Here is an 18,587-nt window from a genome sequence, read left to right as displayed (position 1 = left end):
TCGGCGTGCGCCGGATTCATCGGCCCCTGCGGACGAGGCCCATCACCGCGGCGACCAGCGCCACGACCAGGAAGATGAAGAACAGGATCTTGGCGATTTCGACGGCACCGGCGGCAATCCCGCCGAAGCCGAAGATCGCGGCGATCAGGGCGATGACGAAAAATACGAGTGCATATTGCAGCATGGCTAGGCTCCCGAAGATTTCGGACCAGGCCAGGCGCACTGGCTGGGCCCATGTGAGGGCTTGCGCCAAGGGGTGCAAGCTCATAGCCTCATCGTAGAAAGCCACGCTTCGTGCCAATACCGACAGGCAGCCGATTCCGCTGTCAGCCGAGTCCTACAACACGGGTCCGGCGCCACGCCGGCGTGCGCATTGCGCGCGCGCCGGAAGCTGTACAGGCGCTAAAGGGACCTGGATGCCGGGCTTCGGGTTGACCCATGGCGGTCGATGTGATTCCATGGGCGCTCCCTGGCGCCGCGGCGGGCGAGCGCGCCTTCACGATAGGAATTGCCCCATGTTCAAGCAGTCATTTCTACCTCACACGCTGTTGCTCGCGGGCGGCATCCTGCTGACCCTGGCAGTGCTGGTGGCGTCGGAAACCGGCAATATCCGCCTGCGCGAAAGCTATACCGACGTGATCCGCTCGCAGCGCCTGCAGACCGAGCTGGCCGCGCTCAACGGCGAGCTGGTCAATGCGGAGGCCGGCCAGCGCGGCTTCCTGCTGACCGGCAAGGAAAGCTACCTGGAGCCCTACTACAAGGCGCTGCCCCGCATTGCCGAACTGATGGCGCAGATCCGCGCCGGCTACGCCAATGACCCGGAGGGCCTGAAGCAGTTCGGCGACACCTCCAAGCTGGTCAACAGCAAGCTCAACGAAATGGCGCTGACCCTGGTGTATGGCAAGCGTGACCTGGAAGTGGCGCTGGACCTGATCCGCACCGACTACGGCAAGCAGACCATGGACAACGCCCGCCGCGGGCTCGACCAGCTGCAGGCGCGCGAGGCCGGCGCGGTCTCGCACCGGCTCGAAGGCGCCGAGAACGACGTGCAGCTGTCGCGTTACGGCATCGGCCTGCTCACCGCCATCAACATCATCCTGCTGATGGCCGTCGGCATCGGCCACGCCAAGCGGCTGTCGATGGCCGAGGCGGTGCGCTCGCAGCTGGAAGAGGAAAGCGTGCGGCTGGACCGCAAGGTGCGCGCGCGCACGCGCCAGCTGTCGGCACTGGCGGCCCACCTGCAGCGCGTGACCGAAGACGAGAAGACGCGGCTCGCGCGCGAACTGCATGACGAACTGGGCGCGATCCTGACCGCGATCAAGCTGGACCTGCATTGGGTGCGGCGCAAGGTCCAGGCGGACCACCCCCTGGCGGCCGAGCGCCTGACGCGCGTGATGCTGCACGTGGACCAGGGCATCCAGATCAAGCGCCGCCTGATCGAAGACCTGCGCCCCACCGTGCTGCTCAACCTGGGGCTGCGCGCGGCGGTGTGCCAGCTGGTCGAGGAAGTCGGCGCGCGCAACAACTGGGGTACCCAGGTCAGCGTGCCCGAAGACCTGCCCGCACTGCGCGACGAAGCCGCGATCGCGCTGTACCGGATCGTGCAGGAATCGCTGACCAATGCCAGCAAGTACTCGGAGGCCAGGCACGTCGACGTGTCGCTGGCGTGCCAGGGTGAGCTGCTGACGCTGACCGTGCGCGACGACGGCAAGGGCTTGCCGCCGGACTTCGACCCCGGCAGCACCGCCGGCCACCACGGCCTGCTGGGGATGGAGCAGCGTGTCACCGCGCTCGGCGGCAGCATGCAGATCGATTCGTCGCCGGATGCCGGGGTGCGGGTCCGGATCGAGGTACCGCTGACCGCGTCAGTGCTGGCGCCGGCGGAAGAGCCGGAGAGCCCGGAGCGTCCGGAGAGCCCCGAGCCGGCACGCGCCTGACAGGGCCACGGAATCGGCGCGGACGCGTCAGCGACGCGCTGTCGTCATGGCTGGGGCCCGGCGTGTTCCTCGATCACGCGGAACACCTGCTCCAGCTCCAGGGATTTGTCGAAGAAGTAGTCGGCGCCCGCCTCGGCGCACTGGCGCCGGTACATCTCGAGCTGGGCATGGTTGGTATAGACGATGCGGACCGTGCCGTTGTCGTCGCGCTGCATGGCGCGCAGCACATTGATGCCGTTGCCCTGGCGCAGCTGCAGATCGACGATCGCCACGTCGTACTTGCCGGCGCCAAGCAGGCGCAACGCCATGGCTTCGGTGTCGGCCCAGTCAACGTTCTCGACGAACGGGAAATCCTTCAGGTATTCGAGCAGCATGCCACGCAGGACCGCCGAATCTTCAATCAGCAGCACGTTCAGCGCCCGGTAGGAAGTGTTCGAATCCTGCTCCGACATATTTTGTATTGCGGGTCCCTTCCGGGGCGGCCCGCTCGGGCCGCGATTGAACTGCTATTCCACCAGGCCGTTCTTGATCGCGTAATAGGTCAGGTCGGCGTTGGTCTTCATGCCCATTTTCTCCAGGATGCGCGAACGGTAAGTGCTGACGGTCTTGACGCTGAGGAACAGCTCGTCGGCGATCACCGACACCGATTGCCCGCGCGACAGCTTGCAGAAGATCTGGAATTCGCGCTCGGACAGCATCTGGTGCACTGGCTGCTCGGTCGGCTTGTCGAGCCCGCCGATCAGCAGGTCGGCCACCGTTGCGCTCACGTAGCGGCGGCCCTGCGCGACCGTGCGGATCGCCTTGACGAGGTCGTCCGGCGCGCTTTCCTTGGTCAGGTAGCCGGACGCGCCGGCACGGATCAGGTTGATTGCATACTGGTCTTCCGGATACGTCGACAGGATCAGTACCGGCAAATCGGGCTTGCGCTGCCGGATCAGCTTCAGCACGTCGATGCCGTTGCGGTCCGGCATGGAAATGTCCAGCACCAGCACGTCGAAGTCGGCATCGCGCAACCGCGCCATGACTTCATCGCCACTGCCGGCCTCGCCGGTCACCTGGATATCGGGTTCTTCGGAAATAAACTGACGCAGCCCGGCACGCACAATCTCGTGGTCGTCGGCGATCAGGACGCGGATCATGTGGGGCTCCACGGGTTGAACGGACCGGCACTTCGGCCCGGTGCACGTCGGGTGCAGGCGGAACCGCTTGCGATGTTGTCATTGTAGTGCCGGGCGCGGGCGCGGGCTGTCGGTGTCAGGCTGACAATGCGCCGTGGCGGCGGGACCGCTTCGGTGCGGATTGTGACCGCGCGCTAAAGCAAAGCGGGACGGATCAGATCCGTCCCGCTTTGCTGCGGCGCGTCAGGCCCATGAACGTCCCTGGAGGGAGCCCGGCGCGGCCGCCACCGGCAGTGGCTGTGGCTAGTACTGCAAGCGACTGCCCGGTGCTTACTGGGCCTTGGCGCCGGCTTCAGCCCCCGCGCTCACGTCCACGCTGGCGTCGGCCTTCGATTTCTTGGTCGACTTGGCGGCGTGCTTGCCGTGCTTGGCCTTGGTGCCGGCGTCTGCCTTGGCCGAGCCGGTGGCGTCGGCGGCAGTGCCGGCGCCCTTGTCGACTGCCGCGCCTGCGGTCGACAGGCCCTTGTCAGCCGCCGTGCCCGCTGCCGACAGGCCCTTGTCGGTCGCCGCGCCGGCGGTCGACAGGCCCTTCTCGGCCGCGCCCGCGGCACCTGTCGTGGCGCTGCCGACGGCATTCAGGCCACCCTGCGCCGCCGCAGCGGGCGAAGGCGTGGTCACCGAGGCACCAACATCGGCTTTGGTGCCAACGCCAACGCCGGTGCCCTGGGCCATGGCCAGCGAGGAAGCGGCGGCGATCGACACGACGGACAGGGAGAGCAGCAGTTTCTTCATGGACAGACTCCTTTCAGGATGCCCCACGGCGAAACATTCGCCGCGGTGATCACGCTGGTGTTTGCGTGTATCGAGCCCTCAGTCTAGGGAGCCGCACTGCGCCGGTCTGTGAGCAGTTGAAAGGCTCTGTAAGGAGTTGTGAGGCGCCGCCCTCGCCGCTTGAGCCGCGGCGTGCGGGCCGTGCGCGACGCTTTTCCCTGACGCATCAACGGGCTGGCAGCGGGGCGCCGCCACCGCCGCTGCCGCGCTGGCGTCGCACCCGGTTACAGGTTGGGCGCGAGCGCTCGCGCCACCGCGGCGCGGTCTTCGTGGCGGCGTGCCGCCATGTCATCGAGCTGGTCCTGGCCGATCTTGCCGATGGTGAAGTAGGTCGACGCGGGATGCGCGAGGTAGAAGCCGCTGACCGAGGCCGCCGGCGTCATCGCCAGCGACTCGGTAATACCCATGCCGATCTCGGCCGCGTCGAGGTATTCGAACATTGGCCCCTTGACGGTGTGCTCCGGGCAGGCCGGATAGCCGGGCGCGGGACGAATGCCGCGGTATTTCTCGGCGATCAGTTCCTCGTTGCTCAGCGTCTCGGCGGCGTCATAGCCCCACAGGTCCTTGCGCACGCGCTCATGCAGGCATTCGGCGAAGCCCTCGGCGAGGCGGTCGGCCAGCGCCTTCAGCATGATCGCGCTGTAGTCGTCGTGGTCGGCCTCGAACTGCGCCTCCTTCTTGTCCACGCCCAGGCCCGCCGTCACGGCAAACAGGCCGACATAGTCGGCGATGCCGCTGTCCTTCGGTGCGACGAAGTCCGCCAGGCAACGGTTGGGACGGCGCACGCCGTCCACCACCGGGCGCTCGCTTTGCTGGCGCAGGTTGTGCCAGGTCAGCGCCACCTTGCTGCGGGTCTCGTCGGTGTAGATCTCGATATCGTCGTCGTTGACGGTATTGGCCGGCAGCAATGCAATCACGCCGTTGGCGTTGAGCCAGCGGCCCTGGATCAGCCGCGACAGCATCGCCTTGCCGTCCGAGAACACCCTGCGCGCCGACTCGCCGACGATCTCGTCGTTGAGGATGTCGGGGAATTTGCCGGCCAGGTCCCAGGTCTGGAAGAACGGGCCCCAGTCGATGTAGTGGGCCAGCTCGGCCAGGTCATAGTTGCGGAACACGCGGCGGCCGATGAACTTGGGCTTCGGCGGCACGTACCCGCTCCAGTCGATCGGCGTCTTGTTGGCGCGCGCCTGCGCCAGCGTCACCATCGGCGTGGCCTTCTTGTTGGCGTGCTGGGTGCGGATGCGGTCGTAGTCGGACTTGAGCTCGTCCAGGTAGCGCGCCGCCCCTTCGTCGGACAGCAGGCTCGACGCCACGCTGACCGAACGCGAGGCATCCGGCACGTAGACCACCGGGCCTTCGTAGTTCGGTGCGATCTTGACCGCGGTATGGACCCGCGACGTCGTCGCGCCGCCGATCAGCAGCGGGATCTTCTTCACGCGGAAGTAGTCGTCGCGCTGCATCTCCGACGCGACGTAGGCCATTTCTTCGAGCGACGGCGTGATCAGCCCGGACAGGCCGACGATGTCCGCGCCCTCGACCTTGGCCTTGGCCAGGATCTCGTTGCACGGGACCATCACGCCCATGTTGACCACTTCGAAGTTATTGCACTGGAGCACCACCGACACGATGTTCTTGCCGATGTCGTGCACGTCGCCCTTGACCGTGGCGATCACGATCTTGCCGCGCGCCTTGACCTCGCCGCCGGCCTCGGCCAGCAGGCGCTTCTCTTCCTCGATGAAGGGCAGCAGGTGCGCCACCGCCTGCTTCATCACGCGCGCGCTCTTGACCACTTGCGGCAGGAACATCTTGCCGGCGCCGAACAGGTCGCCGACGATGTTCATGCCGTCCATCAGCGGGCCTTCGATCACCTCGATCGGACGGCCGCCACGCGCCGCCACCTGCTGGCGGACTTCCTCGGTGTCCTCGACGATAAAGGTGGTGATGCCGTGCACGAGCGCGTGCGCCAGGCGCTCGCCCACCGGCACCGGCTGCTCGGGCGTGCCGCGCCAGGCCAGGTTCTCTTCCTTCTTCGCGCCGCCGCCCTTGTAGCGGTCGGCGATTTCCAGCAAGCGGTCGGTGGAGTCTTCGCGGCGGTTGAGCACCACGTCTTCCACGCGCTCGCGCAGCTCGGGATCGAGCTGGTCATACACGCCGAGCTGGCCGGCGTTGACGATGCCCATGTCCATGCCCGCGCCGATGGCGTGGTACAGGAACACGGTGTGGATCGCCTCGCGCACCACGTCGTTGCCGCGGAACGAGAACGACACGTTGGACACGCCGCCGCTGACCTTGGCATACGGCAGGTTCTGCTTGATCCAGCGCGTGGCCTCGATGAAGTCGACCGCGTAGTTGTTGTGCTCTTCGATGCCGGTCGCGACCGCGAAGATGTTCGGGTCGAAGATGATGTCTTCCGGCGGAAAACCGACTTCGTTCACCAGGATGTCGTAGCTGCGCTTGCAGATTTCGGTCTTGCGCGCGAAGGTATCGGCCTGGCCCTTCTCGTCGAAAGCCATCACTACGCTGGCCGCGCCGTAGCGGCGGATCAGCTCGGCATGGTGGCGGAACTGTTCCTCGCCTTCCTTCAGCGAGATCGAGTTCACCACCGGCTTGCCCTGCACGCACTGCAGGCCCGCCTCGATCACTTCCCACTTGGACGAGTCCAGCATGATCGGCACGCGCGCGATGTCGGGCTCGGAGGCGATCAGGTTCAGGAAGCGAACCATCGCGGCCTTCGAGTCCAGCATGGCCTCGTCCATGTTGATGTCGATGATCTGCGCGCCGTTCTCGACCTGCTGGCGCGCCACCGCCAGCGCCTCGTCGAACTGGCCGTTCAGGATCATGCGCGCGAAGGCCTTGGAGCCGGTCACGTTGGTGCGTTCGCCGACGTTGACGAACAGCGTGTCGTCGTCGATGGTGAAGGGCTCGAGGCCGGACAGGCGCATCGGGCGCGGGGGCAGTTTGTTATCGCTCATGTTCTGGGGGCTCTCGGGCTCAGGCGGCGTCGCGGTACTGGCCGGGCCAGGTGCGGGGTTTCTTGTCGGCCACGCGCTGGGCGATGGCGGCGATGTGCTCGGGGGTGGTGCCGCAGCAGCCGCCTACCAGGTTCACCAGCCCGGAGGCGGCGAACTCTTCCACCAGCGACGAGGTGACCTCCGGGGTTTCATCGAAGCCCGTATCGCTCATCGGGTTGGGCAAACCCGCGTTCGGGTAGCACGACACCGCGGCATCGCAGATCTTGGCCAGCTCGGCGATATACGGGCGCATCAGCGTCGCGCCGAGCGCGCAGTTCAGCCCGAACGTGACCGGCCGCGCGTGGCGCAGGCTGTTCCAGAACGCCTCGACGGTCTGGCCGGACAGGATGCGGCCCGAGGCGTCGGTGACGGTGCCGGAGATCATCACCGGCACGCGTTCGCCGGTGTCCTCGAACAGCTGGTCGATGGCGAACAGCGCGGCCTTGGCATTGAGCGTGTCGAAGATGGTCTCGACCAGGAACACGTCGGCACCGCCTTCGAGCAAAGCCTTGCCCTGCTCGTAGTAGGACTCGCGCAGCTCTTCGAAGGTCACGTTGCGCGCGCCCGGGTCGTTCACGTCGGGCGAGATGCTGGCGGTCTTGGGCGTGGGGCCGAACGCGCCGGCGACAAAGCGCGGCTTGTCGGGCGTGCTGTACTTGTCGCAGGCGGCGCGTGCCAGGCGCGCGGCCTCGACATTCATCTCGTACGCCAGCTCGGCCATCTTGTAGTCTTCCTGCGCCACGCGCGTGGCGCCGAAGGTATTGGTCTCGATCAGGTCGGCGCCGGCGGCCAGGTATTGCTCGTGGATCTCGCTGATGACTTGCGGGCGTGTCAGCACCAGCAGCTCGTTGTTGCCCTTGACGTCCACCTTGTGTTCCGTGAAGCGCGTGCCGCGGTAGTCCGCCTCGGACAGCTTGTAGCGCTGGATCATGGTGCCCATGGCGCCATCGAGGATCAGGATGCGTTCTTGCAGCAGCCGGGGCAGGACGGCTGCCCGGGTATAGGGGCGCGGCGCGGCCGCGGTGGATTCAGGGGCACTCATGGCGGGGAACTCTGGAAAGGCGGGGCCGGCGGAGCTTCGACGGTAGGCCGCGGTGGCCGATGGCGGCCAAAGAAGTGCGATTTTATCAGGTGTATCAAGGCCTTGCGGCCGCCTTCGGTTGCCTGCCGCCCGCTCCGGCGCCTACACTGAGAGACGTAAACGTCACCGTCCGCCGTGCCGCATTCCCCTCCGACCATGCAACACCTTGCCCCCACCGACGCCCACGATTTGCTGGCGCAATCGCCCGAGACCCTGTTCATCGACTGCCGCAGCGAGATGGAATACCTGTTCGTCGGCCATCCGAAGGGCGCGCACAACGTGCCCTGGAACGACGGTCCGGACTGGGAGGTCAACCCGCATTTCGTGCAGATGGTGAAGAAGCTCGCCGGGCAGGCCTCGGCGCGGCCGGTGCTGCTGATCTGCCGCAGCGGCAACCGCTCCTCGGCGGCGGCGCGCGCGCTGGAAGGGGCGGGGTTCTCCAACGTCCAGTATGTGCTGCACGGCTTCGAGGGCGACCTCGATGCCGAGCGCCACCGCAATACGCTCAACGGCTGGCGCCACGACGGACTGCCCTGGGAGCAGTACTGAAGCGCGCCGCCGGGCCGCAAAAACAAAAGCCCGCCGAAGCGGGCAGGATCCTCGTCGCGAAACCGGGCAGCGCGGCGGCTCGAGGCGCCGACCCGGCGTTGCCGCTCAGTGCATCACCAGCGGATGCGTCATCACGTTGTCGAACTTGCCGAGGAAGTCATCGACTTCCTCCACCGATGGCTCGCTTTCGATCAACCGCTTCACGTCCGCGCGGAAGCTCTCGGCGAGCTGGCCACCGAGGAAAATCTCGCGCTTCAGGTTCTTGTCGACGATTTCGTAGCCCCCGAACTCAAGCGGCGCTTGCTCGACATCCGCACCGAACTCGACGATGCAGTAGTTGTCGCTGTTGTAGATCATTTGCATGGCACACCTCCTGGGCGTCATGGATGGGCGGCTCGCCCTTGTGGTTCTTGCCTCAGTTAATGCCATGAGGGGGCGCCGCGGCTTTACCTCCAAACTTGGGGTGACCGGCGGGAAATCAAGTTATTGCGTGCCTGTCACCACGTTGCCACGATTTTCTGCCTTACATGAATTGGGCATCGGCCAATGCAACAAGTTTCTTGAGCCGGGAACATCAGTGTGTTGCTTGTCACGGAACGTCGCACTGGCCCCCGCATGCGGCGCTCCCCAGGAAGGCGTCCAGCACGGCGTGGAAGCGTTCAGGCTGCTCCACGTGCACCAGGTGCGCCGCTTGCGGCACGACCTCGAGCCGGGACCCGGCGATTGCCGCGGCAATGCTCTGCGCCATCGCCACGGTAGCACCCTGGTCCTGCTCGCCCGCTACTACCAGCGTAGGACAATGAATGCGGGAAAGCGCGCCCGCGAGGTCAAAAGCCATGATGGCCTCGGCCACACCCACGTAGCCACGTACCGGGGTCGCCACCAGCATGTTGCGGATGCGCAACACCTCGTCCGGATGTGATGCGTGGAACGCAGGCGTCAGCCAGCGGCCCAGGGTGGCGTCGGCCAGTCCTGCCATGCCGTGCGCCTCGGCCTGGCCGATGCGGTTGTGCCACATCGGGTGGGCTTCCATCGGCGTCTGGCTGTTGGTGGCTACCAGCGCCAGCGACAGCAGCCGCTCCGGATGGCGCAGTCCCATGCTCTGCCCGATCATCCCGCCCACCGAGATCCCGCAGAAATGCGCCTGCGGCACCTGCAGCGCGTCCATCACCGCGACCACGTCGTCGGCCAGCCGCGTCATGGTGTAAGGGCCGAGCGGGGCATCGCTGGCGCCGTGGCCGCGCAAGTCCGGGCGCACCACGCGGTAGTGTCCCGCCAGGTGGCGGGCGGTGGTGTCCCACAAGGTATGGTCGGCGGCCAGGGCGTGGGTCAGGATCACCCATGGCCCGTCGACGCCGTCCACACGCACGTGCAAATCAGCACCATCGGCGTGGATGCGGCGGGTTTCGGTGGGTGGCGTGGCAACGGTCATGGCTGGGACTCCTTGTGGGTCAAGCATGCATGGGAATGTGCAAAGCCGGCAGCGCTACGGTCCTTCCTTGCCGCGGTACACCAGGTCTATCTGGGTGCCGTCGGGCTCTGTCTGGCGCAACCGTACCGGCATCCAGCCGAGTGACTGGGCCAGCCAGACCTCGACGCGGCGCCGGTCGTTGGCGCGGCGCGGCAGCCGGACAAAGTGCTTGGCCCGCACCGCGCCCTGGCCGGTGTCGATCTCGTCCTCTCCAACATACTGCACTTGCATCGGTTCCACATCCCGGGTGTCGGCAACCTGGAACGTTTCCGTCACACCGGGCGAGGCATAGCGCTGTGGGTTGCCGCGGACCAGGCCCACCAGTTGCAGGAAGACACTGAAGCGGTCCTGAGCGCCGGACGGGAAAGGCGCCTGCGCGCCCGAGGCGAAGGCCACGGTGCCCGCTGCGGCGTCGATGCGCGTGGCCTCGACCTTGTTGCGGCGGCGCTCTTCATAGCGCTCGGGCAGCAGGCCCTGCTCGGCCATCGCGCCGCTGCTCTGGAAGGCAAAGCGGAACCACAGCACGCGGGTTTCGACGGCGAGACGGTAACGGCCGCCGTCCTGCTCCCAGCGGATCAGGCCGTCGGGGTTCTGCACGCCGTTGACGAAACTGGCGTAGTGCATGGTTGCCGACGGCGGCGCGTTGTAGCGCAGGCCATCGACGCCGCCCTGCGGGCCGCCGGATGGCGCGGGCACAGCGGCAGCGGGCCTGGCCGCGCTGCCCTCGCCGCCGCTGCCGGCGACCATCTCTGACGGGCCTTGCGGGCTGGTGGCGAGCGCCGGCGCGGGGGGCGCTTCCTGCGGCTCGGGTCGGGGGACGGGAGCCGCAGGCCTGGGCTGAGGCTGGGGCCGCGCCGGCCGCGCGACCGGCCGCGGCTTGGGCGGGGCCGGCGGCGCTGGCGGCGGCAGCAGCACGGCTTCCAGCGTGGGGGTGTTGCTGACATCGACCGGGATCAGCGGCCCTGGCATGCGCACCAGCCCCACCACTGCCAGCAGGTGGACCAGCAGCACCAGCGCAATCACGAAGATCCAGCGGCGCCGGCGCCAGACGCGGGGATCCGCGCCGCGACGGGCGTGGGGACTAGGGGTGGCCGGTCTGTCCGGCCGGGGTGGCGGCACCAAGGTAGCCGAGTTCCGATGAGAGCTGTTGGGCGATGGCGCGTACGCGGCAATCCATCGTACCGCCCCATTCTGCATCGAATATGCTTTGCGCGCCCAGCACGATCAGCCCCATGGCGAGATGCCCGTTGGCGTCGAACACCGGCATCGAGAACGCGTTGATGCCCGGCAGCACGCCGCCGAGCGTGCGCGCGGCGCCGTGCGCGCGCACCTCGGCGCAGATCGCGTCGTAGTCGGCCAGGGTGCGCGGCATGTCGGGCACGCCGTCATGGCCGCGCGCGCCCAGCTCGCGCTCGATCAGCGGCAGCGTCTGCTTGCGCGGCAGGTAGGCACCGTAGAGGCGGCCGGTGGCCGAGTTCAGCATCGGCATGACATCGCCCAGGCGCAGGCTGACCGTGACCGGGTGGCTGGACTCCTCCCAGTGCACCACGGTGGGACCGTGGTTGCCCCACACGGCGATGCCGGCGGTCAGGTCGAGGTCGTCGCGCAGCTGGGACAAAATCGGGCGCGCCTTCTTGACCGGATCGAGGCGGTTCAGCCCGGCCAGCCCCAGTTGCAGCGCGAACGGACCCAGGTCATAGCGTCCGCTGACGGGATCCTGCGCCACCGCGCCCAGCCGCATGAAGCTGACCAGGTAGCGGTGCGCCTTGGCCGGGTTCATGTCCGCGGCGGCGGCGAGGTCGCGCAACATCATCGCGCGCGGCGATGCCGCCAGCGCCTGCAGCAGCCTGAAACCCACCTCGATGGACTGGATGCCGGAACGCAGCTTGGCGTCTTCTTCTTCGATCTCTGACATGCGGATGGTTGCCGGGGGGCGGGACAAATCGTAGGTAAATTTACTATAGCGAAATCGATTTACCAATTTTTAAGCGATCGGTAGACTTTCTTCGCAACAGACCTGGCCGGCGCAACGCTTGCGTGCAAGCCCGCCCGAGCCGGGCCCTTTTTATCACGGAGACAACCGATGCGCCCCTCTGGCTACTTCCGCACAGCTTGCGCCGCCCTGACGGCCGCTTCCCTGTTCGGCCTCCTGTTTGCGGCCAGCGCCTCCGCGCACGCCGATGACTGGCCGTCGCAGCCGATCCGCTGGGTGGTGCCCTACCCTGCCGGCGGCGGCACCGACGTGGTGGCGCGCACCGTGGCCCAGGCCATCACGCCGGGGCTGGGCAAGCAGGTGGTGATCGACAACCGGCCGGGCGCCGCCACCATCGTCGGCGCCGACGCCGTGGCGCATGCCAAACCCGACGGCTACACCGTGCTGACCGCCGATACCGCCACGCTGGCCGCCAATCCGTCGCTGTACAAGAAGCTGCCATACAACGCCGACAAGGACTTCGTCTACATCGGCCAGCTGGCGCGCTTTCCGCTGGTGCTGGTGGCCACGCCCAACTTCCCCGCGCGCACGCTCAAGGAAGTGATCGAATACGCGCAGAAGAACCCGGGCAAGGTCAACTTTGCCTCGCCCGGCGCCGGCAGCCCGCACCACCTGGCGATGGAACTGTTCATGGACCAGACCCGGGTCAAGATGACGCACGTGCCCTACAAGGGCGCCGCGCCCGCGGTGCAGGACCTGCTGGCGGGCCAGGTCGACCTGATGTTCCTGGACCTGGCCTCGGGCCAGCAGAACGTGCAAGCCGGCAAACTGCGCGCGCTGGGCGTGGCCACGCCCAAGCGCCTCACCGTGCTGCCGAGCGTGCCGACCGTGGCCGAAGGTGGCGTGGCTGGCTTTGAGGCCTACGCCTGGCAAGGCATGGTGGCGCCGGCCGGCACGCCCAAGGCGGTGGTCACGCGGCTGAATGCCGAGCTGGTCAAGGCGCTGAAGACGCCCGAGGTGCAGAAGAAGCTGGAAGGCGTTGGCGTGGAAGCGGTCTACAGCACGCCCGACGAGTTCGCCAGCTACGCGCGCGCCGAAGCCGAACGCTGGGGCAAGCTGATCAAGGCCAAGGGCATCACGGTAGACTAGCGGCCATTGCGCCCGCCCCGGCCGGCGCCCCTGAACTTCCGTACCCGATCCATGAAACTCGCAACCCTGAAGGACGGTTCGCGCGACGGCCAGCTGGTGGTCGTGTCGCGCGACCTGAAGACCGCGCACACCGCCACCGACATCGCTGGCAAGCTGCAGACCGTGCTCGACGACTGGCAGTTCTACGCGCCGCAACTGCAGGACCTGTACGACGCGCTCAACGGCGGCCGCGCGCGGCATCCGTTCCCGTTCGCGCCGAAAGACTGCATGGCGCCGCTGCCGCGCGCCTACCAGTGGGCCGACGGCTCGGCCTATGTCAACCACGTCGAGCTGGTGCGCAAGGCGCGCGGCGCCGAGATGCCGCCCGAGTTCTGGACCGACCCGCTGATGTACCAGGGCGGCTCCGACGACTTCCTGGGCCCGCACGACGACATCGTCTGCGCCAGCGAGGCCTTCGGCATCGACTTCGAGGCCGAGGTGGCGGTGATCACCGGCGACGTGAAGATGGGCGCCACGCCGGAACAGGCCGGCGAGGCCATCCGGCTGGTGCTGCTGGCCAACGATGTCTCGCTGCGCAACCTGATCCCGGCCGAACTGGGCAAGGGCTTCGGCTTCTTCCAGAGCAAGCCGGCGACCGCGTTCTCGCCGGTGGCGGTGACCCCCGACGAGCTGGGCGAGGCCTGGCGCGAGTGCAAGGTCCACCTGCCGATGACGGTCCACTGGAACAGCAAGAAGGTGGGCCAGCCCGATTGCGGCACCGACATGGTGTTCGACTTCGGCCAGCTGATCGCGCATATCTGCAAGACCCGCAACGTGCGCGCCGGCAGCATCGTCGGCTCGGGCACGATCTCCAACGTCGACCGCAAGAAGGGCTACTGCTGCATCGCCGAGAAGCGCATGCTCGAGACCATCGACGAAGGCAAGCCGGTGACCGAGTTCATGAAGTTCGGCGACGCGGTCAAGATCGAGATGTTCGACGCGCAGGGCCATTCGGTCTTCGGCGCGATCGACCAGCTGGTGGCGCCTGCCTGAGCAAGGCCGGGGGCCGCGCGATGCGGCGGCGCGCCGGATCTGCATATAATTAACCGACCGATCGGTTGGCAAATTAACCATGCACCCGGCGCCCGCGCTGGCGCCCTCTTCACAGGCCCCACCATGACCACTTCCTCCGCTGACAATGCTGCCCTGTCCCCGCGCTACGCGCGCTATCACGCGCTGACACTGCGCCGCCACGGCCCCATCCTGGAAATCGTCATGGGCGCGGCCCAGTCGGCCAACCAGAAGCTGGCCACGGCGGACGCCAGCATGCACCGCGAACTGGCCGAAATCTGGCGCGACGTGTCCGCCGACCCCGAGGTGCGCGTGGCGCTGATCCGCGGCGAAGGCAAGGGCTTCTCCGCCGGCGGCGACCTGGCGCTGGTCGAGGACATGGCCAACGACTTCGACACCCGCACCCGGGTCTGGCACGAGGCACGCGACCTGGTCTACAACGTCATCAACTGCGACAAGCCGGTGGTGTCGGCCATGCATGGCCCGGCGGTCGGCGCCGGGCTGGTGGCCGGGCTGCTGGCCGATATCTCGATCGCCGCGAAGACCGCGCGCATCGTCGACGGCCATACCCGGCTGGGCGTGGCGGCGGGCGACCATGCCGCGATCGTGTGGCCGCTGCTGTGCGGAATGGCCAAGGCCAAGTACTATCTGATGCTGTGCGAGTCGGTCAGCGGCGAAGAGGCCGAGCGGATCGGCCTGGTTTCGCTGGCGGTGGAAGAGGACGAACTGGTAGCGCGCGCGTTCGAGGTGGCCAACCGGCTGGCGGCGGGGTCGCAGACGGCAATCCGCTGGACCAAGTACGCCCTCAACAACTGGCTGCGCATGGCCGGCCCCGCGTTCGATACCTCGCTGGCGCTCGAATTCATGGGCTTTGCCGGCCCCGACGTGCACGAAGGCATGGCGAGCCTGCGGCAGAAGCGGCCGCCACAGTTCAGGTAACGACGACGCAGCCGCGCTCCCGGGGGTCCGGGCACGGGCTGCGCCGCACACGGAGCGCGCGACCATGTTCGGACAGATTCCCGATTTCACCAACGGCTTTGATTTCATGCGCCGGCTGTGGGGCGGCGGCGCAGGCGTGTCCGCCGGCCTGATGCCTGGCCTGCAGGCCATGACGCCGCCGATGGACCTCGATGACCTCGACAAGCGCATCGCCGACCTGAAGGCCGTGGAGAGCTGGCTGCAGCTCAACACCAACCTGCTGCGCACCACCATCCAGGGGCTGGAGGTGCAACGCGCCACGCTGGTGGCGCTGCAGACCTTCGGCAATGCCCTGTCGCCCGAGGCGATGCAGTCGGCGATGGAAAACGTTGCCCGCGCAGCCAACGCACCCAGCACCGAGCCGCCGCAACGCACCGGCGCCGATACCGGCAGCGGTGCGCAAGCCGAGCCGGCTGCCACCGAGAGCGCGCAGGCTGCCGCCAGCGACGCCGATGCCGCCACGCCGCCCAACGCGGGGCTGTGGTGGGACATGCTGCAACAGCAGTTCAACCAGATTGCCAGCAGCGCCGCGGCAGCCAGCATGGCGCCGTTCGGCATGGGCGGCTTTGGCGCTGCCGGCGCTGCCACGCCAGCCGCCGCCACCCAGGCAACCGCGGAGAAACCGAAGCCGGCGGCGGCCGGCAAGACGGCTGCGGCCGGTACCGCCAGGCCTGCCGCTAAGAAGGCGCCGGCGAAGAAGGCGGCCGCCAAGAAAACGGCCAAGGCCAGGCCGGCCCGCGATGCGGGCGAGGGTGGCAACGGCGGCAGTGGCAGCAACAATGGCGCCGGCGGCAACGTCACCAACTGATCCCCCTGCTGCGTGGCGCGCACTTTCCCCAACCCCATGCACCGAGATTCCCTGCCGCTGCCCGCTGCGGCGCCCGCGTCCGGTCCCAACCCCGCCGCCACCGCCCTGATCATGATGGGCGGGGGCGCGCGCGCGGCGTACCAGGCCGGCGTGCTCAACGGCGTGGCGCGCATCGCCGCGCGCCACGGCAAGGCGCAGGCAGCGCTGCCGTTCGGCATCATCGCCGGCACTTCGGCCGGGGCCATCAACGGCGCCGGTCTGGCGATCCATGCCGGCGACTTCCAGGCCGCCGCGCAGAGCCTGGGCGCGCTCTGGCACAGCATCCATGCCGACGAGGTTTACCGCACCGATGTGCTGCGCGTGGGCGTGTCGGGGGCGCGCTGGCTGTCGGCGCTGGCGCTGGGCTGGGCCACCCAGCGGCGGGCGCCGCGCGCCTTGTTCGACAACACGCCGCTGGGCAGCATGCTGGGCGAGCTGTTCGAGCCCGCGCGGGTGCAGGCCAGCCTTGACAGCGGCGCGCTGCAGGCATTCGCGGTCACGGCGCTGTCGTACAGCACCGGGCGCCATGTGACCTTTTACCAGTCGCACCACCGCATCCATCCGTGGCACCGCAGCCAGCGCATCGCGGTGCCGGCGCAGATCACGGTGGACCACCTGCTGGCGTCGTCGTCGATCCCGTTCCTGTTCCCCGCCATGCCGCTGGAGCTGGACGGCCACCACGAATGGTTCGGCGACGGCACCATGCGCCAGATGTCGCCGCTGTCGCCGGCCATCCACCTGGGCGCTTCGCGCATCCTGGCGATCGGCGCGGCCTCGCGGCAGCGCTCGGGCTGGTTCGACACCATGCCGGGGGGTGGCTATCCGTCGCTGGCACAGGTTGGCGGGCAGGCACTGGCCAGCATCTTCCTGGACGGCCTGAATGCAGACCTGGAGCGGCTGCTGCATATCAACCGGCTGCTGGCGCGCATGCCCGAGGTGGCCGGCGACCGCGAAGGCTGGCGCCCGGTGCAGGTGATGACGGTGGCACCCAGCGAGCCGATCGAAGCCATCGCCGCCGAGCACCAGAAGCAGTTGCCGCGCACCGTGCGCGCGCTGCTGGCGCCGCTGGGCGGCACCGAGGTGCGCGGCGCGGCGTTCGCCAGCTACCTCCTGTTCGAACCGGCCTTCACGCAGGCGCTGATTGCGCTGGGCGAGCGCGACGCCGCGGCCCAGGCCGACGAGCTGGCGGCCTTCCTCTACGGCATCGTCCCTGGCACGGCGCCCGCGGCGACGGGCGCGGGGAACCAGGCGGCCGAGCAGGCGATCTCACCCTGAGCCGTTGCGATCACATGACATCCCCGTGAACGCCCGGGCTGTCACTTTGCCGCGCCGCCGCGGCGCTGATCGCCCGGAAAATGCAAAAGGCCGTGGGCAAACCCCGTCCAAGGCGTTGCATTTGCCCCGATCCCGCCTAAAAAAGGGAGAAGAGAATAATTCGCATCTGGTAGAATCTGCCCGTAATTTCAAAGGCTTACCATGCTCTACCCCGAACTGTTCAAATCGTTGGAAGCCGTCCGCTGGCACATGGACAAGGACATCCCCTGGGATACCTTCGACGCCAGCATGCTGACGGACGACCAGGCCAAGACCATTCGCATGAATGCGATCACGGAATGGTCCGCCCTGCCCGCGACCGAAATGTTCCTGCGCGACAACCGCCACGACTCGGACTTTTCGGCGTTCATGAGCATCTGGTTCTTCGAGGAACAGAAGCACTCGCTGGTGCTGATGGAATACCTGCGCCGCTTCCGCCCGGACCTGGTGCCGACCGAGGAAGAACTGCACGCGGTGCGCTTCGAGTTCGATCCGGCCCCGCCGCTGGAAACGCTGATGCTGCATTTCTGCGGCGAGATCCGCCTGAACCACTGGTACCGCCGTGCCGCCGAATGGCACACCGAACCGGTGATCAAGCATATCTACCGCACCCTGTCGCAGGACGAAGCCCGCCATGGCGGCGCCTACCTGCGCTACATGAAGAAGTACCTGGCGCAGTTCGGCGACAGCGCGCGCGCGGCCTTCGCCAAGATCGGCGTGCTGATGGCATCGGCGCGCCGCACCGAGAAGCCGCTGCACCCGACCAACCTGCACGTCAACAAGGCGCTGTTCCCCAATGACACGGTGCAGTCGCGCCTGCCGGACCCGGACTGGCTCGAGCACTGGCTGGACGAACAGATCCGCTTCGACGAAGGCTGGGAGAAGAAGGTCATCGAACGGATCCTGCACAACATGTCGCTGCTGTTCGAACGTACCTTTGAAACCGTGCAGGACCTGAACCGCTACCGCAAGGAGCTGAACGCCAGCCTGCAAGGCACCGGCGGCGCCAGCCCGGCGCAAGCCTGAGCGGCCAGCCCGGACGCACAAAAAAACGCCCCGCCGAAGCGGGGCATTTTTTTGCCTTCACGCATTCCCGACAAATGCGGCCCGCTGCGGCGCGCCGGATCTGGCCCGGCGCTGGCGGGTAGGATGCAACGCCGTTTTTCCTGTGGCCGGAAATTACGGTGCCGCGGATGATAAGCGCGCCATGCGCCGCGCAGGTAGTAGCCGGTTACTACATCGCCGCCGTGCCGTCCCTGCGCCGTGACGCGACAACGTAAACCATGGGGCGGCCCGGGACCTGCTGCAAGAACAGGTA

General features: G+C 67.6%; 18 protein-coding genes. 8 read left to right on the top strand and 10 right to left on the bottom strand.

Features of this window, described 5'->3' with window-relative positions; translation table 11 throughout:
• Positions 1–16: 16 nt before the first annotated feature.
• Entirely contained in the window at positions 17–184 is a 168-nt protein-coding gene (locus E5S69_RS21430; RefSeq protein WP_010812883.1) for a DUF1328 domain-containing protein, read from the bottom strand.
• A 331-nt stretch (positions 185–515) separates the two neighbouring features.
• Between E5S69_RS21430 and E5S69_RS21425 the strand changes: the two genes are divergently transcribed.
• Entirely contained in the window at positions 516–1,937 is a 1,422-nt protein-coding gene (locus E5S69_RS21425; protein ID WP_171516632.1) for a CHASE3 domain-containing protein, read from the top strand.
• 44 nt (positions 1,938–1,981) lie between these two features.
• Here E5S69_RS21425 and E5S69_RS21420 read toward each other — a convergent pair whose 3' ends face one another.
• From E5S69_RS21420 to E5S69_RS21400, 5 genes are all read right to left on the bottom strand, one after another.
• The gene (locus tag E5S69_RS21420; protein ID WP_171516631.1) at positions 1,982–2,389 is read right to left on the bottom strand and encodes a response regulator; all 408 of its coding nucleotides are present in this window, start codon (positions 2,387–2,389) and stop codon (positions 1,982–1,984) included.
• 54 nt (positions 2,390–2,443) lie between these two features.
• Positions 2,444–3,076, bottom strand: a complete 633-nt coding sequence (locus E5S69_RS21415; RefSeq protein ID WP_171516630.1) for a response regulator — start codon at positions 3,074–3,076, stop codon at positions 2,444–2,446.
• A gap of 309 nt (positions 3,077–3,385) precedes the next feature.
• A complete protein-coding gene (locus tag E5S69_RS21410; protein WP_171516629.1) occupies positions 3,386–3,847 on the bottom strand; it encodes a hypothetical protein in 462 nt (153 codons plus the stop codon).
• Positions 3,848–4,110: 263 nt separating this feature from the next.
• On the bottom strand, positions 4,111–6,858 hold the full coding sequence (metH, locus tag E5S69_RS21405) for a methionine synthase (RefSeq protein WP_171516628.1): 2,748 nt from the start codon (positions 6,856–6,858) through the stop codon (positions 4,111–4,113).
• 19 nt (positions 6,859–6,877) lie between these two features.
• The gene (locus E5S69_RS21400; protein ID WP_171516627.1) at positions 6,878–7,939 is read right to left on the bottom strand and encodes a homocysteine S-methyltransferase family protein; all 1,062 of its coding nucleotides are present in this window, start codon (positions 7,937–7,939) and stop codon (positions 6,878–6,880) included.
• A gap of 195 nt (positions 7,940–8,134) precedes the next feature.
• On the opposite strand from E5S69_RS21400, the gene E5S69_RS21395 reads away from it, so the two are divergent.
• Positions 8,135–8,527 carry a rhodanese-like domain-containing protein gene (locus E5S69_RS21395; RefSeq protein WP_171516626.1) on the top strand — a complete coding sequence of 131 codons (393 nt, stop codon included), beginning with the start codon at positions 8,135–8,137 and terminating at the stop codon, positions 8,525–8,527.
• Positions 8,528–8,632: 105 nt separating this feature from the next.
• Here E5S69_RS21395 and E5S69_RS21390 read toward each other — a convergent pair whose 3' ends face one another.
• The 4 genes from E5S69_RS21390 to E5S69_RS21375 all read right to left on the bottom strand — a co-directional run bounded on the left by E5S69_RS21390 (position 8,633) and on the right by E5S69_RS21375 (position 11,913).
• Positions 8,633–8,890, bottom strand: coding sequence for a BTH_I0359 family protein (locus E5S69_RS21390; RefSeq protein WP_012351433.1), 258 nt, complete (start codon positions 8,888–8,890; stop codon positions 8,633–8,635).
• 226 nt (positions 8,891–9,116) lie between these two features.
• Positions 9,117–9,959: a 3-oxoadipate enol-lactonase gene (pcaD, locus tag E5S69_RS21385; RefSeq protein ID WP_171516625.1), complete on the bottom strand. Its 843-nt coding sequence runs from the start codon at positions 9,957–9,959 to the stop codon at positions 9,117–9,119.
• A 54-nt stretch (positions 9,960–10,013) separates the two neighbouring features.
• Positions 10,014–11,021 carry a DUF3108 domain-containing protein gene (locus E5S69_RS21380; RefSeq protein WP_336510608.1) on the bottom strand — a complete coding sequence of 336 codons (1,008 nt, stop codon included), beginning with the start codon at positions 11,019–11,021 and terminating at the stop codon, positions 10,014–10,016.
• A 58-nt stretch (positions 11,022–11,079) separates the two neighbouring features.
• Positions 11,080–11,913 carry an IclR family transcriptional regulator gene (locus tag E5S69_RS21375; protein ID WP_171516624.1) on the bottom strand — a complete coding sequence of 278 codons (834 nt, stop codon included), beginning with the start codon at positions 11,911–11,913 and terminating at the stop codon, positions 11,080–11,082.
• A 168-nt stretch (positions 11,914–12,081) separates the two neighbouring features.
• On the opposite strand from E5S69_RS21375, the gene E5S69_RS21370 reads away from it, so the two are divergent.
• The 6 genes from E5S69_RS21370 to E5S69_RS21345 all read left to right on the top strand — a co-directional run bounded on the left by E5S69_RS21370 (position 12,082) and on the right by E5S69_RS21345 (position 18,295).
• On the top strand, positions 12,082–13,080 hold the full coding sequence (locus E5S69_RS21370; protein WP_171516623.1) for a Bug family tripartite tricarboxylate transporter substrate binding protein: 999 nt from the start codon (positions 12,082–12,084) through the stop codon (positions 13,078–13,080).
• A gap of 51 nt (positions 13,081–13,131) precedes the next feature.
• A complete protein-coding gene (locus E5S69_RS21365) occupies positions 13,132–14,112 on the top strand; it encodes a fumarylacetoacetate hydrolase family protein (protein ID WP_171516622.1) in 981 nt (326 codons plus the stop codon).
• A gap of 123 nt (positions 14,113–14,235) precedes the next feature.
• Positions 14,236–15,069 carry an enoyl-CoA hydratase/isomerase family protein gene (locus E5S69_RS21360; protein WP_171516621.1) on the top strand — a complete coding sequence of 278 codons (834 nt, stop codon included), beginning with the start codon at positions 14,236–14,238 and terminating at the stop codon, positions 15,067–15,069.
• A gap of 64 nt (positions 15,070–15,133) precedes the next feature.
• Complete coding sequence (locus E5S69_RS21355) at positions 15,134–15,916, top strand: PhaM family polyhydroxyalkanoate granule multifunctional regulatory protein (protein WP_171516620.1); 783 nt, start codon at positions 15,134–15,136, stop codon at positions 15,914–15,916.
• 36 nt (positions 15,917–15,952) lie between these two features.
• Complete coding sequence (locus E5S69_RS21350) at positions 15,953–17,230, top strand: patatin-like phospholipase family protein (protein WP_171516619.1); 1,278 nt, start codon at positions 15,953–15,955, stop codon at positions 17,228–17,230.
• Between the two features lie 201 nt (positions 17,231–17,431).
• On the top strand, positions 17,432–18,295 hold the full coding sequence (locus E5S69_RS21345; protein WP_171516618.1) for a ferritin-like domain-containing protein: 864 nt from the start codon (positions 17,432–17,434) through the stop codon (positions 18,293–18,295).
• Positions 18,296–18,587 lie beyond the last annotated feature (292 nt).

This window comes from Cupriavidus necator (genome assembly GCF_013141915.1).
Taxonomy (GTDB): Bacteria; Pseudomonadota; Gammaproteobacteria; order Burkholderiales; family Burkholderiaceae; genus Cupriavidus; species Cupriavidus necator_B.
Note: the sequence above shows the minus strand (reverse complement) of the source record. Positions and strands in the feature narration are given on the sequence as shown.

What these genes read in the sequence shown, in the direction of transcription:
- E5S69_RS21430 (WP_010812883.1), bottom strand. Translation starts at nt 184, where the DNA reads ATGCTGCAATATGCACTCGTATTTTTCGTCATCGCCCTGATCGCCGCG.
- E5S69_RS21425 (WP_171516632.1), top strand. Translation starts at nt 516, where the DNA reads ATGTTCAAGCAGTCATTTCTACCTCACACGCTGTTGCTCGCGGGCGGC.
- E5S69_RS21420 (WP_171516631.1), bottom strand. Translation starts at nt 2,389, where the DNA reads ATGTCGGAGCAGGATTCGAACACTTCCTACCGGGCGCTGAACGTGCTG.
- E5S69_RS21415 (WP_171516630.1), bottom strand. Translation starts at nt 3,076, where the DNA reads ATGATCCGCGTCCTGATCGCCGACGACCACGAGATTGTGCGTGCCGGG.
- E5S69_RS21410 (WP_171516629.1), bottom strand. Translation starts at nt 3,847, where the DNA reads ATGAAGAAACTGCTGCTCTCCCTGTCCGTCGTGTCGATCGCCGCCGCT.
- metH (WP_171516628.1), bottom strand. Translation starts at nt 6,858, where the DNA reads ATGAGCGATAACAAACTGCCCCCGCGCCCGATGCGCCTGTCCGGCCTC.
- E5S69_RS21400 (WP_171516627.1), bottom strand. Translation starts at nt 7,939, where the DNA reads ATGAGTGCCCCTGAATCCACCGCGGCCGCGCCGCGCCCCTATACCCGG.
- E5S69_RS21395 (WP_171516626.1), top strand. Translation starts at nt 8,135, where the DNA reads ATGCAACACCTTGCCCCCACCGACGCCCACGATTTGCTGGCGCAATCG.
- E5S69_RS21390 (WP_012351433.1), bottom strand. Translation starts at nt 8,890, where the DNA reads ATGCAAATGATCTACAACAGCGACAACTACTGCATCGTCGAGTTCGGT.
- pcaD (WP_171516625.1), bottom strand. Translation starts at nt 9,959, where the DNA reads ATGACCGTTGCCACGCCACCCACCGAAACCCGCCGCATCCACGCCGAT.
- E5S69_RS21375 (WP_171516624.1), bottom strand. Translation starts at nt 11,913, where the DNA reads ATGTCAGAGATCGAAGAAGAAGACGCCAAGCTGCGTTCCGGCATCCAG.
- E5S69_RS21370 (WP_171516623.1), top strand. Translation starts at nt 12,082, where the DNA reads ATGCGCCCCTCTGGCTACTTCCGCACAGCTTGCGCCGCCCTGACGGCC.
- E5S69_RS21365 (WP_171516622.1), top strand. Translation starts at nt 13,132, where the DNA reads ATGAAACTCGCAACCCTGAAGGACGGTTCGCGCGACGGCCAGCTGGTG.
- E5S69_RS21360 (WP_171516621.1), top strand. Translation starts at nt 14,236, where the DNA reads ATGACCACTTCCTCCGCTGACAATGCTGCCCTGTCCCCGCGCTACGCG.
- E5S69_RS21355 (WP_171516620.1), top strand. Translation starts at nt 15,134, where the DNA reads ATGTTCGGACAGATTCCCGATTTCACCAACGGCTTTGATTTCATGCGC.
- E5S69_RS21350 (WP_171516619.1), top strand. Translation starts at nt 15,953, where the DNA reads ATGCACCGAGATTCCCTGCCGCTGCCCGCTGCGGCGCCCGCGTCCGGT.
- E5S69_RS21345 (WP_171516618.1), top strand. Translation starts at nt 17,432, where the DNA reads ATGCTCTACCCCGAACTGTTCAAATCGTTGGAAGCCGTCCGCTGGCAC.